The 13964-nt window shown below is 64.3% G+C and carries 9 protein-coding genes and 1 pseudogene; 7 read left to right on the forward strand and 3 right to left on the reverse strand.

The features are described from left to right. The first annotated feature begins 82 nt into the window (after positions 1-82). The 7 genes and pseudogenes from B2790_RS12860 to B2790_RS12890 all read left to right on the forward strand — a co-directional run bounded on the left by B2790_RS12860 (position 83) and on the right by B2790_RS12890 (position 11960). Positions 83-2137: pseudogene (locus B2790_RS12860) on the forward strand (putative bifunctional diguanylate cyclase/phosphodiesterase). Positions 2138-2295: 158 nt separating this feature from the next. Then, positions 2296-3633, forward strand: a complete 1338-nt coding sequence (locus B2790_RS12865; RefSeq protein WP_274120373.1) for an imelysin family protein — start codon at positions 2296-2298, stop codon at positions 3631-3633. A 277-nt stretch (positions 3634-3910) separates the two neighbouring features. Further along, entirely contained in the window at positions 3911-5338 is a 1428-nt protein-coding gene (locus tag B2790_RS12870) for a di-heme oxidoredictase family protein (RefSeq protein ID WP_274120372.1), read from the forward strand. Positions 5339-5358: 20 nt separating this feature from the next. After that, complete coding sequence (locus B2790_RS12875) at positions 5359-6423, forward strand: imelysin family protein (RefSeq protein ID WP_025340522.1); 1065 nt, start codon at positions 5359-5361, stop codon at positions 6421-6423. Positions 6424-6425: 2 nt separating this feature from the next. Further along, on the forward strand, positions 6426-7523 hold the full coding sequence (locus B2790_RS12880; RefSeq protein ID WP_075046244.1) for a DUF1513 domain-containing protein: 1098 nt from the start codon (positions 6426-6428) through the stop codon (positions 7521-7523). Between the two features lie 231 nt (positions 7524-7754). After that, the gene (locus B2790_RS12885) at positions 7755-8903 is read left to right on the forward strand and encodes an efflux RND transporter periplasmic adaptor subunit (RefSeq protein WP_286918953.1); all 1149 of its coding nucleotides are present in this window, start codon (positions 7755-7757) and stop codon (positions 8901-8903) included. Between the two features lie 12 nt (positions 8904-8915). After that, complete coding sequence (locus B2790_RS12890) at positions 8916-11960, forward strand: multidrug efflux RND transporter permease subunit (RefSeq protein ID WP_025340524.1); 3045 nt, start codon at positions 8916-8918, stop codon at positions 11958-11960. Positions 11961-12302: 342 nt separating this feature from the next. Here B2790_RS12890 and B2790_RS12895 read toward each other — a convergent pair whose 3' ends face one another. Genes B2790_RS12895 through B2790_RS12905 form a run of 3 tightly spaced genes read right to left on the reverse strand, consistent with a single transcriptional unit; the run spans position 12303 to position 13924 of the window. After that, positions 12303-12536, reverse strand: coding sequence for a hypothetical protein (locus B2790_RS12895; protein WP_286918954.1), 234 nt, complete (start codon positions 12534-12536; stop codon positions 12303-12305). Continuing rightward, entirely contained in the window at positions 12533-13234 is a 702-nt protein-coding gene (locus tag B2790_RS12900) for a lipopolysaccharide kinase InaA family protein (protein ID WP_025340526.1), read from the reverse strand. Before B2790_RS12900 ends, B2790_RS12895 begins: the two co-directional genes overlap by 4 nt. Before the next feature lie 6 nt (positions 13235-13240). Next, positions 13241-13924: a class I SAM-dependent methyltransferase gene (locus B2790_RS12905; RefSeq protein WP_025340527.1), complete on the reverse strand. Its 684-nt coding sequence runs from the start codon at positions 13922-13924 to the stop codon at positions 13241-13243. Positions 13925-13964 lie beyond the last annotated feature (40 nt).

Below are 13964 nucleotides of genomic sequence, written 5' to 3' on the forward strand. Positions count from 1 at the left end.
TACACTTCTGATGGTCGGCCGATAGTGTATCGTCATCGTTGATGGCAAAATGATGCCATGCGCATGGATTAAGGAAACCCCATTGAAGCTGGAATTGCGGAACAGCTTGTCGGTCAAGTTGCTCAGGGTCGTGCTGCTGTCGGCGCTAGCGGTCGGTGTCGTGCTCAGCTGTGCGCAAATCGTCTACGACACCTACAAGACCCGCCAGGCCGTGAACAACGATGCCCAGCGCATCCTCGACATGTTCCGCGACCCCTCGACCCAGGCGGTATACAGCCTCGACCGCGAAATGGGCATGCAGGTGATGGAAGGCCTGTTCCAGGACGAATCGGTACGCATGGCCTCCATCGGCCACCCCAACGAAACCATGCTGGCGGAAAAGTCCCGCCCGCTGCAGGACATGTCCATGCGCTGGCTGACCGACCTGATCCTCGGCCAGGAACGTACCTACACCACGCAACTGGTCGGCCGCGGCCCCTACAGCGAATACTACGGCGACCTGAGCATCACCCTGGACACCTCGTCCTACGGCGAAGACTTCCTGATTAACGCCGTGATCATCTTCATCTCTGGAGTGCTGCGGGCCCTGGCCATGGGCCTTGTACTGTACCTGGTCTACCACTGGCTGCTGACCAAACCGCTGTCGAAGATCATCGAGCACCTCACCCAGATCAACCCCGACCGCCCAAGCCAGCACCAGCTGCCGCTGCTCAAGGGCCACGAGAAGAACGAGCTGGGCCTGTGGGTAAATACCGCCAACCAGCTGCTGGCCTCGATCGAGCGCAACACCCATCTGCGCCACGAGGCGGAAAACAGCCTGCAACGCATGGCCCAGTACGACTTCCTCACCGGCCTGCCCAACCGTCAGCAGCTGCAGCAGCAACTGGACAAGATCCTCGTCGACGGCGGCCGCCTGCAACACCGCGTGGCGGTACTGTGCGTAGGCCTGGACGACTTCAAGGGCATCAACGAGCAGTTCAGCTACCAGGTCGGCGACCAGCTGCTGCTGGCCCTGGCCGACCGCCTGCGCGCCCACAGTGGCCGCCTGGGCGCCCTGGCACGCCTGGGTGGTGACCAGTTCGCCCTGGTGCAGGCCAATATCGAGCAGCCCTACGAGGCGGCCGAACTGGCGCAGAGTATCCTCGACGACCTGGAAGTACCGTTCGACCTCGACCACCACCAGCAGATCCGCCTGCGCGCCACCATCGGCATCACCCTGTTCCCGGAAGACGGCGACAGCACCGAGAAGCTGCTGCAAAAAGCCGAACAGACCATGACCCTGGCCAAGGCCCGTTCGCGCAACCGCTACCAGTTCTACATCGCCAGCGTCGACAGCGAGATGCGCCGCCGTCGCGAGCTGGAAAAGGACCTGCGCGAAGCCCTGCCGCGCAACCAGCTGTACCTGGTTTACCAGCCACAGATCAGTTACCGCGACCACCGCGTGGTCGGTGTCGAGGCATTGCTGCGCTGGCAGCACCCGGAGCTGGGCATGGTGCCGCCAGACCAGTTCATCCCCCTGGCCGAACAGAACGGCAGCATCATCAGCATCGGCGAATGGGTGCTCGACCAGGCCTGCCGGCAATTGCGCGAATGGCACGACATGGGCTTCAGCGAGCTGCGCATGGCGGTCAACCTGTCCACCGTGCAGCTGCACCACAGCGAACTGCCGCGGGTGGTCAACAACCTGCTGCAGGCCTATCGCCTGCCGCCGCGCAGCCTGGAACTGGAAGTCACCGAGACCGGCCTGATGGAAGACATCAGCACCGCCGCCCAGCACCTGCTGAGCCTGCGCCGCTCCGGAGCATTGATTGCCATCGACGACTTCGGCACCGGCTACTCGTCGCTCAGCTACCTGAAATCGCTGCCGCTGGACAAGATCAAGATCGACAAGAGCTTCGTCCAGGACCTGCTGGACGACGATGACGACGCCACCATCGTTCGCGCCATCATCCAGCTGGGCAAGAGCCTGGGGATGCAGGTGATCGCCGAGGGCGTGTAAACCGCCGAACAGGAAACCTACATCGTCGCCCAGGGCTGCCACGAGGGCCAGGGCTACCACTACAGCAAGCCGCTGTCGGCCCGTGAGCTGACCAACTTCCTCAAGCAGGCACAGCGAAACCAGGTTTCGATGCTCTGAGCCGCCTGCCCCGTTACAGGCCGTGACCGGCATTTACACGAATTGCATGCCCGCCCCCTTTACAGCAAATGCAAATCTTTCGCATGATGTTGCGGTTTCGCGTGCCACGGCGCACGGTCCACCCCTTGGTCCAACCACACGACGCAGGAAAACCAATAATGATTCGAATGCCTCTGGCCTCCGCCAGTCTGCTGGCCATTGCCATCGCTCTCGCCGGTTGCGGTGAAGGCAAGGACGACAAGGCCGCCGCGCCGCAAGCCCAGGCACCTGCTGCCGCCAGCACCACCGCTGCGGCGCCCGGGGCTGTCGACGAAGCCGCCGGCAAAGCCGTGGTCAAACATTACGCCGAGCTGGTCTACGCCGTGTACAGCGACTCGCTGAGCACCGCCAAGACCCTGCAGACCGCAGTCGACGCGTTCCTGGCCAAGCCCAACGACGAAACCCTGAAGGCAGCCAAAGAAGCCTGGTTCGCCTCGCGCGTACCGTACCTGCAGAGCGAAGCCTTCCGCTTCGGCAACACCATCATCGACGACTGGGAAGGCCAGGTGAACGCCTGGCCGCTGGACGAAGGCCTGATCGACTACGTCGACAAGAGCTATGAGCACGCCCTGGGCAACCCGGCGGCCAACGCCAACATCATCGCCAACACCGAGATTCAGGTGGGCGAAGAGAAGATCGACGTCAAGGACATCACCCCCGAGAAGCTGGCCAGCCTGAACGAGCTGGGCGGCTCCGAGGCCAACGTCGCCACCGGCTACCACGCCATCGAGTTCCTGCTCTGGGGCCAGGACCTGAACGGCACCGGCCCGGGCGCGGGCAACCGTCCGGCGTCGGACTACCTGGAAGGCAAGGGCGCCACCGGTGGCCACAACGACCGCCGCCGTGCCTACCTGAAAGCGGTCACCGACCTGCTGGTCAAGGACCTCGAAGAGATGGTCGGCAACTGGGCACCGAACGTCGCCGACAACTACCGCGCCAAGCTGGAAGCCGAGTCGGTCAACGACGGCCTGCGCAAGATGCTGTTCGGCATGGGCAGCCTGTCGCTGGGCGAACTGGCTGGCGAACGCATGAAGGTTTCGCTGGAAGCCAACTCGCCGGAAGACGAGCACGACTGCTTCAGCGACAACACCCACTACTCGCACTTCTACGACGCCAAGGGCATCCGCAACGTCTACCTGGGCGAGTACACCCGCCCGGACGGCAGCAAGGTGACCGGCCCGAGCCTGTCGTCGCTGGTGGCCAAGGTAGACCCGGCCGCCGACGCCACCCTCAAGGCCGACCTGGAAGCCACCGAAGCCAAGATCCAGGTGATCGTCGACCACGCCCTCAAGGGCGAGCACTACGACCAGCTGATCGCTGCCGACAACGCAGCCGGCAACCAGATCGTGCGTGACGCCATCGCCTCCCTGGTCAAGCAGACCGGTGCGATCGAGCAGGCCGCGGGCAAGCTGGGCATTGCCAACCTGAACCCGGATACCGCGGATCACGAGTTCTGATCCTGCTGTAGCGGTTCTGAAAGAGGCGGCCTTCGGGTCGCCTTTTTTGCTTCCGGCCCTATCGCCGGCAAGCCAGCTCCCACAGGTACCCCACAGGGCTCAAGGGCTGTGAAGTACCTGTGGGAGCTGGCTTGCCGGCGATAGGGCCCGACCAGGCAACCACAGACCATGGCCAACTGACACCGATTTCATCCAGCAATTGCAAATTGCTCTTATTCAAACTCCCTCACCCTGCTAAGCTTGCACGCCGGTTTTTCGCTCACGCCCAGGATTCTCGATGTCCTTGTCGCTGTCCCGACTCTCCCCCCTGCTGCTGGCCTTTGCCCTCGCCGCCTGTGACGACGCCCCGCGTTTCACCCAGGCCGAGCCCGGCGAAGCATTGTCGGGCGGCAAAGCCACCGTGCAGCGCACTGACCGCAATGCCTATTCCCTGCCCTCGGCCAACCTCTCGCCCGAGCGGCGCCTGGACTTCGCCGTAGGCAACAGCTTCTTCCGCAACCCCTGGGTGATCGCCCCGTCCACCACCACCGCCCGTGACGGCCTGGGCCCGCTGTTCAACACCAATGCCTGCCAGAACTGCCACGTGCGCGACGGCCGCGGCCACCCGCCAGAGCCGGGCGACAGCAACGCCGTATCGATGCTGGTACGCCTGTCGATCCCCGACCAGCCTTACCTGGCCAAGGTGGTCGAACGCCTCGGCGTGGTGCCGGAGCCGGTCTATGGCACCCAGCTGCAGGACATGGCCATCCCCGGCGTGACGCCGGAAGGCAAGGTGCGGGTGAGCTACACCAGCGAAACGGTGTCGTTCGAGGACGGCCACCAGGTCGAGCTGCGCAAGCCGGCCCTGCAGATCACCCAGCTCGGCTATGGCGTGATGCACCCCGACACGCGCTTTTCGGCGCGGGTGGCGCCGCCGATGATCGGCCTGGGCCTGCTCGAAGCCATCCCCGAAGCCGACCTGCTGGCCAACGAAGACCCGGATGACCACAACCGCGACGGCATCCGCGGCCGGGCCAACCGGGTGTGGGACGATGCCCTGGGCAAGACCGTGGTCGGCCGCTTCGGCTGGAAGGCCGGGCAGCCCAACGTCAACCAGCAGAACGTGCACGCCTTTGCCGGCGACATGGGCCTGACCACCACCCTGCAGCCCAACGACGACTGTACCCCGGCGCAGGCCGACTGCCTGGCCGCGCCCAACGGCGACGGTGCCAATGGCGAGAAGGAAGTCAGCGACAACATCCTGCGCCTGGTCACCTTCTACACCCGCAACCTGGCCGTGCCGGCCCGCCGCGACGTGGGCTCGCCGCAGGTGCTGGCGGGCAAGAACCTGTTCTATCAGGCTGGCTGCCAGGGCTGCCATACACCGCAGTTCACCACCGCCGCCAATGCCGCCGAGCCGGAGCTGGCAAACCAGCTGATCCGTCCCTACAGCGACCTGCTGCTGCATGACATGGGCCCGGGCCTGGCCGACGAGCGCACCGAATTTGCCGCCAACGGCCAGGACTGGCGCACCCCGCCACTGTGGGGCATCGGTCTGAGCGAAACGGTCAGTGGCCACAGCCAGTTCCTGCACGACGGCCGCGCCCGCAACCTGCTCGAAGCCGTGCTCTGGCACGGTGGCGAGGCCGAGGCGGCACGCAATTTCGTACTCACTTTCAATGCCGAGCAGCGTGCCGCGTTGCTGGCTTTCCTGAACTCACTTTAAAAAGCGCAAAGGAGCCGGGCATGTTCCGACCCAAACTGTTGTTCACCAGCCTCGCCGCACTCGCCCTCGGCGCCTGCTCGCCGCAGGACCCGCAAGCCGTGACCTCCGCTGCCATCGCCAAGCAGGTGATCCTGCCCACCTACAGCCGCTGGGTCGAAGCCGACCGCACGCTGGCCGCCAGCGCCCTGGCCTACTGCGAAGGCAAGGAAACCCTGGACAAGGCCCGTGCCGACTTCCTCAACGCGCAAAAGGCCTGGGCCGAGCTGCAACCGCTGCTGGTCGGCCCGCTGGCCGAAGGCAACCGCGCCTGGCAGGTACAGTTCTGGCCCGACAAGAAGAACCTGGTCGGCCGCCAGGTCGAGCAACTGGTCAACGCCGACCAACCGGTCGATGCCGCGGCCCTGGGCAAGGCCAGCGTGGTGGTACGTGGCCTGTCGGCCTACGAGTACATTCTGTTCGACAGCAAGCCGGACATCGCCACAGCCGAGCAGAAAGCCCGCTACTGCCCGTTGCTGGTGGCCATTGGTGAACACCAGAAGGCCCTGGCCGAAGAGATCCTCAAGGGCTGGAACAGCACCGACGGCATGCTCTCGCAGATGACCAAGTTCCCCAACCAGCGCTACGCCGACTCCCACGAGGCCATTGCCGACCTGCTGCGCGCCCAGGTCACCGCCCTGGACAGCCTGAAGAAAAAGCTCGGTGCGCCGATGGGCCGCCAGAGCAAGGGTATCCCGCAGCCACTGCAGGCCGAAGCCTGGCGCAGCCACAGCTCGCTCAAGAGCCTGGAGGCCAGCCTCAAGGCCGCCGAAGCGGTCTGGGTCGGGGTCGACAACCAAGGCCTGCGCGGCTTGCTGTCCAGCGATCAGAAAGCCCTGGCGGACAAGATCGATGCCGCCTACGCTGCCTCGCTCAAACTGCTGGCCGCCAACCAGAAGACCCTGGGCGAGCTGCTGGCCGACGACGCCGGCCAGCAAACCCTGAACCAGATCTACGACAGCCTCAACGCCGTCCACCGCCTGCACGAAGGCGAGCTGGCCAAGGCGTTGAACATCCAGCTGGGCTTCAATGCCAACGACGGTGACTGATCATGCTGCGACGCCAGGCCCTCAAACTCGGTAGCGTATTGCTCAGCGCCCTAACCCTGGGCGGCTGGAGCCTGTTCCGCAACAAAGGCAGCGAGCCCCTGCTACTGTCGGCGCGTGACGACGGCGACGGCAAGCACTATGCGGTCGGGTTCCGCCTGGACGGCACCCAGGTGTTCAGCACCCAGGTCGCCCAACGTTGCCATGCCATCATCCATCACCCGGACCTGCCGATCGCCCTGTTCGTCGCCCGCCGTCCCGGCACCGAAAGCTACCTGGTCGACCTGCGCGACGGGCGCCTGCTGCAGACCGTCACCTCGCAGCCGAACCGGCACTTCTACGGCCACGCGGTCATTCACAAAAGTGGCGAATGGCTGTATGCCACCGAGAACGACACCACCGACCCGGGGCGTGGCGTACTCGGTGTGTACCGCTTCGAAGGCGAGCGCCTGGTGCACAGCGGGGAGATCCCGACCCACGGCATCGGCCCGCACGAAGTGGCCTGGCTGCCGGACGGCGAAACGCTGATCGTGGCCAACGGCGGTATCCGCACCGAAGCCGAAAGCCGGGTGGAGATGAACCTCGACGCCATGGAACCGAGCCTGGTGCTGATGCAGCGCGACGGTACCCTGCTGAGCAAGGAAACCCTGGCCCAGCAGATGAACAGCGTGCGACACCTGGCGGTAGGCAGCGATGGCACCATCGCCGCCTGCCAACAGTTCATGGGTGATGCCGATGAAACCGCAGAGCTGCTGGCGATCAAGCGCCCGGGCGAGCCGTTCAAGGCCTTCCCGGTGCCGGAGCGGCAGTTGCAGGCCATGGCCCAGTACACCGCCAGCGTGGCTATCCACAGCGAGCTGCGGCTGGTCGCGCTGACCGCGCCACGGGCCAACCGCCTGTTCGTCTGGGACCTGGACAGCGGCGCGGTGCGGCTGGATGCGCCAATGCCCGATTGCGCGGGGGTGGGCGCGGTACAGGACGGCTTTGTCGTCACCTCCGGGCAGGGCCGTTGCCGGTTCTATGATTGCCGCAAGGCCGAGCTGGTCGGGCAACCGATGAACCTGCCGTCCGGTTTCTGGGACAACCACCTGCATCTGGTCTGATTTTTCTGCTGCATTTACCGGCCTCTTCGCGGGCACGCCCGCTCCCACGGGGACCGCGCAACCCACTGACTGCGCGGTTCCTGTGGGAGCGGGCGTGCCCGCGAAGAGGCCGGCACAGGCATTCCACTCCCCTTCCCCCAAAAAACAGTCAATAATTCCCCCATTCACGTGGGCAGGATCGCCCGTTGTCGTGTCTAAGCGAATAACAACCGCATCCAAGGAACCGGACCTATGCTGCGCCGCCGCATGCTCATCATGTTGGCCGTGGTTCTGCTGATCGTGCTGGCCCTGGGGGGCTACAAAGCCTTTTCGATCTACCAGCAGATCCAGATGTTCACTGCCCCCAAGCCGCCCATCACCGTGGCGGCCGCCTTGGCCGAACAGCGCCCGTGGCAAGAGCGCCTGCCCGCCGTCGGCAGCCTCAAGGCGCTACAGGGCGTGGAGCTGAGCCTTGAGGTGGAAGGCATCGTCAAGGCCCTGCATTTCGACTCGGGCCAGCAGGTCAAGGCCGGGCAACTGTTGCTGCAACTCAACGACGACCAGGAAACCGCCCTGCTCGGCACCGCCCAGGCCGACCTGGGCCTGGCCAAGGTAGATTTCGGCCGTGGCAGCCAGCTGGTCGGCGACTCGGCCATCTCCCGCGGCGAGTTCGACCGCCTCACCGCCCAGTACCGGCGCAACCAGGCGGTGGTCGACCAGCTCAAGGCATCGAAGACCAAGAAGAGCATCAGCGCCCCGTTCAGCGGCACCATCGGCATTCGCCAGGTGGACGTCGGCGACTACCTGGCCGCCGGCACGGTGATCGCCACCCTGCAGGACACATCCAGCCTCTACGTCGACTTCAACGTACCGGAACAGGCCCTGCCGCACCTCAGCCTGGGCCAGCAGGTGCTGGTGCAGGTGGCCGCCTACCCGGGCCAGACCTTCCCCGCCAGCCTCAGCGCCATCAACCCCAAGGTCGAGGAAGCCACGCGCAACCTGCTGGTGCGCGCGACCATGGCCAACCCGGATGGCAAGCTGCTGCCGGGCATGTTCGCCAGTCTGCTGATCCTGCTACCCAACCCGCAGCCACAAGTGGTAGTGCCGGAAAGCGCCATCACCTACACCCTGTATGGCAACTCGGTGTACGTCGCCACGCCGAAAAAGGACAAGGATGGCAAGCCGGAAAACGACGACAAGGGCCAGCCGCAGCTCACCGCCGAGCAGCGCACGGTGCAGACCGGCGAGCGCCGTGACGGCGTGGTGGTGGTCAGCAAGGGCCTGCAGGCCGGGGAACAGGTGGTCACCGCCGGCCAGCTGAAGCTCACCCCCGGCGCCGCGATCCGCATCGGCCAGGACAAAGCCCTCAAGCCCGCACAGGGCGCGCAGGGCAAGGACTGACAGGAGGCTGGCATGGCGTTCACCGACCCGTTCATCCGCCGCCCGGTGCTGGCCAGCGTGGTCAGCCTGCTGATCCTGCTGCTGGGCTTCCAGGCCTGGAACAAGCTGCAGATCCGCCAGTACCCGCAAATGGAAAACGCCCTGATCACGGTGACCACCGCCTACCCCGGCGCCAACGCCGAGACCATCCAGGGCTATATCACCCAGCCGCTGCAGCAAAGCCTGGCCAGCGCCGAAGGCATCGACTACATGACCTCGGTGAGCCGGCAGAACTTCTCGATCATTTCCATCTACGCCCGCATCGGCGCCGACAGCGACCGGTTGTTCACCGAACTGCTGGCCAAGGCCAACGAAGTGCGCAACAAGCTGCCCCAGGACTCGGAAGACCCGGTACTGAGCAAGGAAGCCGCCGATGCCTCGGCGCTGATGTACATCAGTTTCTACAGCAAGGAGATGAGCAACCCGCAAATCACCGACTATCTGTCACGGGTAATCCAGCCCAAGCTGGCGACCCTGCCGGGCATGGCCGAAGCGGAAATCCTCGGCAACCAGGTGTTCGCCATGCGCATCTGGATCGACCCGGTGAAACTGGCAGGCTATGGCCTGTCGGCCACCGACGTGACCAATGCCGTGCGCCGCTACAACTTCCTTTCCGCGGCCGGCGAGGTGAAGGGCGAATACGTGGTCACCAGCATCAACGCCAGCACCGAGCTGAAGTCGGCCGAAGCGTTCGCCGCCCTGCCGGTCAAGACCAGTGGCGACAGCCGCGTGCTGCTGGGCGATGTGGCACGGGTCGAGATGGGGGCGGAAAACTACGACACGGTCAGCTCGTTCGACGGCACCCCATCGGTGTACATCGGCATCAAGGCCACACCGGCCGCCAACCCGCTGGATGTCATCAAGGAAGTGCGGCGCATCATGCCCGAGCTGGAAAGCCAGCTGCCCTCGGCACTGAAGGTATCGATCGCCTACGACGCCACGCTGTTCATCCAGGCCTCCATCGACGAAGTGATCAAGACCCTCGGCGAAGCGGTACTGATCGTCATCGTGGTGGTGTTCCTGTTCCTCGGTGCCCTGCGTTCGGTGCTGATCCCGGTGGTAACCATTCCGCTGTCGATGATCGGCGTGCTGTTCTTCATGCAGATGATGGGCTACTCGCTCAACCTGCTGACCCTGCTGGCCATGGTGCTAGCCATCGGCCTGGTGGTGGACGACGCGATTGTCGTGGTGGAGAACATCCACCGGCACATGGAAGAAGGCAAGTCACCGTTCGACGCCGCCCTCGAGGGCGCCCGCGAAATCGCCATGCCGGTGGTGTCGATGACCATCACCCTGGCGGCGGTGTATGCACCGATCGGCTTCCTTACCGGGCTCACCGGCGCGCTGTTCAAGGAGTTTGCCCTGACGCTGGCCGGTGCGGTGATCATCTCCGGCATCGTTGCCCTCACCCTGTCACCGATGATGTGCGCCCTGCTGCTGCGCCAGGAACAGAATCCCAGCGGCCTGGCCCACCGCCTGGACGTGCTGTTCGAACGCCTGAAGGTGCGCTACCAGCGCCTGCTGCACACCACCCTCGACAGCCGGCCTGTCGTGCTGGTGTTTGCCGTGATCATCCTGTGCCTGATTCCGGTACTGCTGAAGTTCACCCAGAACGAACTGGCGCCCAACGAGGACCAGGGGGTGATCTTCATGATGAGCAGTTCGCCGCAGCCGGCCAACCTTGATTACCTCAACGCCTATACCGACGAATTCACCCCGCTGTTCAAGGCTTTCCCCGAGTATTACTCGTCGTTCCAGATCAACGGTTTCAATGGCGTGCAGACCGGCATCGGCGGCTTCCTGCTCAAGCCCTGGAACGAGCGCGAACGCACGCAGATGGAGTTGCTGCCGCTGGTGCAGAGCAAGCTCGAGGAAATCAGTGGCCTGCAGATCTTCGGCTTCAACCTGCCGTCGCTGCCCGGCACCGGCGAGGGCCTGCCATTCCAGTTCGTGATCAACAGCGCTGGCGACTACCCGGCACTGCTGGATGTGGCCCAGCGCATCAAGGCCCGCGCCCAGGAATCCGGCAAGTTCGCCTTCCTCGACATCGACCTGGCCTTCGACAAGCCCGAGGTGGTGGTGGATATCGACCGGGCCAAGGCGGCGCAGATGGGGGTGTCGATGGACACCTTGGGCAGTACCCTGGCGACCTTGCTGGGCGAGGCGGAAATCAACCGCTTCACCCTCGAAGGCCGCAGCTACAAGGTGATTGCCCAGGTCGAGCGGCCGTACCGCGACAACCCCGGCTGGCTGAACAACTACTACGTGAAGAACGACCAGGGCCAACTGCTGCCACTATCCACCCTGATCACCCTCACCGACCGCGCCCGCCCGCGCCAGCTCAACCAGTTCCAGCAGCTGAACTCGGCGATCATCCAGGGCGTGCCCATGGTCAGCCTGGGCGAGGCGCTGCAGACCGTGCAGGGCATCGCCCGCGAAGAGGCTCCGGAAGGCTTCGCCTTCGACTATGCCGGCGTGGCCCGCCAGTACGTACAGGAAGGCAGCGCGCTGTGGGTGACCTTCGGCCTGGCGTTGGCGATCATTTTCCTGGTGCTGGCGGCGCAGTTCGAAAGCTTCCGCGACCCGCTGGTGATTCTGGTGACGGTGCCGTTGTCGATCTGTGGCGCGCTGCTGCCGCTGTTCCTGGGCGTATCGAGCATGAACATCTACACCCAGGTCGGGCTGGTGACGCTGATCGGGCTGATCAGCAAGCACGGCATCCTCATTGTCGAGTTTGCCAACCAGTTGCGTGAGGAGCGCGGCCTGAGCGTGCGCGAGGCGATCGAGGAGGCCGCGGCGATTCGCCTGCGGCCGGTGCTGATGACCACGGCGGCGATGGTGTTCGGCATGGTGCCGCTGATCCTGGCGACCGGGGCGGGGGCGGTAAGCCGCTTCGACATCGGTACGGTGATTGCCACCGGGATGTCGATCGGCACGCTGTTTACCCTGTTCGTGTTGCCTTGTATCTACACCCTGCTGGCGCACAAAGAGGTGGCCAGAGCGACATCGGTTGCCTGAACCGGCCTCTTCGCGGGCTCGCCCGCTCCCACAGGTGCGGCATCAGTTTCAGGACCGGTGCCATACCTGTGGGAGCGGGCAAGCCCGCGAAGAGGCCGGCAAGGCATTTCCATCTCCACAGGTGCGGCGCCAGTTTCAGGACCGGTGCCATAGCTGTGGGAGCGGGCAAGCCCGCGAAGAGGCCGGCAAGGCATTTCCATCTCCACAGGTGCGGCGCCAGTTTCAGGACCGGTGCCATACCTGTGGGAGCGGGCAAGCCCGCGAAGAGGCCGGCAAGGCAGATGCAAAAATGCCAAAGGCCCCGCAATCGCGAGGCCTCTGGCATTTCCATCTACACCGGGTTCAACCGAACGGCCGCAACCCCTGGCGCATGCCGAACAGGAACAGCAACAGGTCCTGATCCGGCGCGGCCTCGGTCTGTTGCTGCGGTTTCACATCCCGCGGCAACGCGCACTGGTCGGCCAGTTCGGCCTTGCTGAACACTGTCGGCCTCGGCTCTTCCCACGCAGCCACCGCCGCGGTGGTCACCGCCAGGCCAGCTACCAGGAACAAAGCTCGAGCTATTTCTAGTTTCATTGCCCTAACCCTTTGACAGCGCTGCCAAACGCCATCTGGTAAAAGTAGAGCAGTGTTTGCCATTCCGCGTCATTGATCGACGAATGGCGGCGCAGCTGGCGCAGGTCATTGCCCGCCGCGCGCTGGCAACTGATGCGCCGCCGGCATTTTTCCAGGTCCAGCAGGGCGACTTCGACCCTGGCCTGCTCGCCCTCGCCAATCACCTTGATGAACACGTGCTTGCCATACAGGCAGCCGTGCTGCCAGTGCCCCAGGTGCATGCGCGCCAGGTTGTCCGCCAGGTCCTTGAGCATGCGCTCATGCACCACCTGCGGGTAACGCTCGCGGGCACCTTCGGCATGCCAGGTGTCGAGTTCGACGAAGCCGTCGAGTGCTTCGCTCACCAGCAGCGCACGCCACTGCTGGTCGGCACCACGCTCGGCGCCACAGAAGACGATGCGCGGTACACGCACGCCCAGTTGCTCGAAGCTGTTCAACGCATCGAGTTCACGCAATACGGTCGGCCGGCCGAAAGGGTGCAGCAGGCTACGGTAGATATGCCCGACCTGGCGCTTGGCATACAGCAGCTTGCCATTGCCATCGTCGAGGCGTTGCACACCGCTCTCGCCACCACGGCGCTGGTTAGGCTCCTCGACCCACTCGCCTTGCTGGCGCCAGTAAAAATCGAACCGCGACTCCCCTCTCTGGGCTACAGCCATCAAACACTACCCCTTACGCAATACATAGACCCGCCACATGGCATAGAACGGCAGGAAGTCGAGGCGTTCCTGGATTCTGAAGCCGGCGGCTCGGAATTCTTCTTCGACCGTGTCGGCCGGTAACACAAAACGGTTCTGGTAATTGTCCTGGTCGCCCTTTCTGGCGCTGCGACGCTGTTCCAGCTTTTTCCGGCGCCAGGCCTTGAAGTTGCCATCCACCCACAAGGACAGGATCACACTATCACGGCTAACCCGTTGAAATTCCGACAGAATGGTCTTTCTGTGCGCCGCTTCGCCAATGTGGTGGAACAAGCGCATGCAGAAAATGCTGTCCACCGAGTTGTCCGGCAAGTCGATGGCAAACGCCGAAGTCTGCAAAGGGCGTACCCGTGCAACCACCTCTGGCGCTTGCGCGGTACAGGCTGTCTCAATCATCGCTTCGGAGTTGTCGGCGCCGATGATCACCCGGTTGGGCTTTTCTGCCAGCAATGGCCAGAAGCGGCCGGCACCGCATGGCAGGTCGAGGACTAGCCCAGGCTCACCAGCCAATGCCAAGGCGCGACGCGCCAGTTGCTCATCACGCTTGTGGGAAAGGCGTCGCGCCAGGCCATCCTGGTGCTTGAGAAAGTACTCGCGCGCATGTTCTTTGTCGTACTTCTCGGAAAATTCAAGCTTGATGGGGCTACGCATTGGGCATCTCCTGACTCCATTCCACCCACATTAGGTAAGC

This window comes from Pseudomonas sp. UBA6753 (assembly GCF_002453565.1).
Classification (GTDB): domain Bacteria; phylum Pseudomonadota; class Gammaproteobacteria; order Pseudomonadales; family Pseudomonadaceae; genus Aquipseudomonas; species Aquipseudomonas putida_Z.

What these genes read in the sequence shown, in the direction of transcription:
- B2790_RS12865 (WP_274120373.1), top strand. Translation starts at nt 2,296, where the DNA reads ATGATTCGAATGCCTCTGGCCTCCGCCAGTCTGCTGGCCATTGCCATC.
- B2790_RS12870 (WP_274120372.1), top strand. Translation starts at nt 3,911, where the DNA reads ATGTCCTTGTCGCTGTCCCGACTCTCCCCCCTGCTGCTGGCCTTTGCC.
- B2790_RS12875 (WP_025340522.1), top strand. Translation starts at nt 5,359, where the DNA reads ATGTTCCGACCCAAACTGTTGTTCACCAGCCTCGCCGCACTCGCCCTC.
- B2790_RS12880 (WP_075046244.1), top strand. Translation starts at nt 6,426, where the DNA reads ATGCTGCGACGCCAGGCCCTCAAACTCGGTAGCGTATTGCTCAGCGCC.
- B2790_RS12885 (WP_286918953.1), top strand. Translation starts at nt 7,755, where the DNA reads ATGCTGCGCCGCCGCATGCTCATCATGTTGGCCGTGGTTCTGCTGATC.
- B2790_RS12890 (WP_025340524.1), top strand. Translation starts at nt 8,916, where the DNA reads ATGGCGTTCACCGACCCGTTCATCCGCCGCCCGGTGCTGGCCAGCGTG.
- B2790_RS12895 (WP_286918954.1), bottom strand. Translation starts at nt 12,536, where the DNA reads ATGAAACTAGAAATAGCTCGAGCTTTGTTCCTGGTAGCTGGCCTGGCG.
- B2790_RS12900 (WP_025340526.1), bottom strand. Translation starts at nt 13,234, where the DNA reads ATGGCTGTAGCCCAGAGAGGGGAGTCGCGGTTCGATTTTTACTGGCGC.
- B2790_RS12905 (WP_025340527.1), bottom strand. Translation starts at nt 13,924, where the DNA reads ATGCGTAGCCCCATCAAGCTTGAATTTTCCGAGAAGTACGACAAAGAA.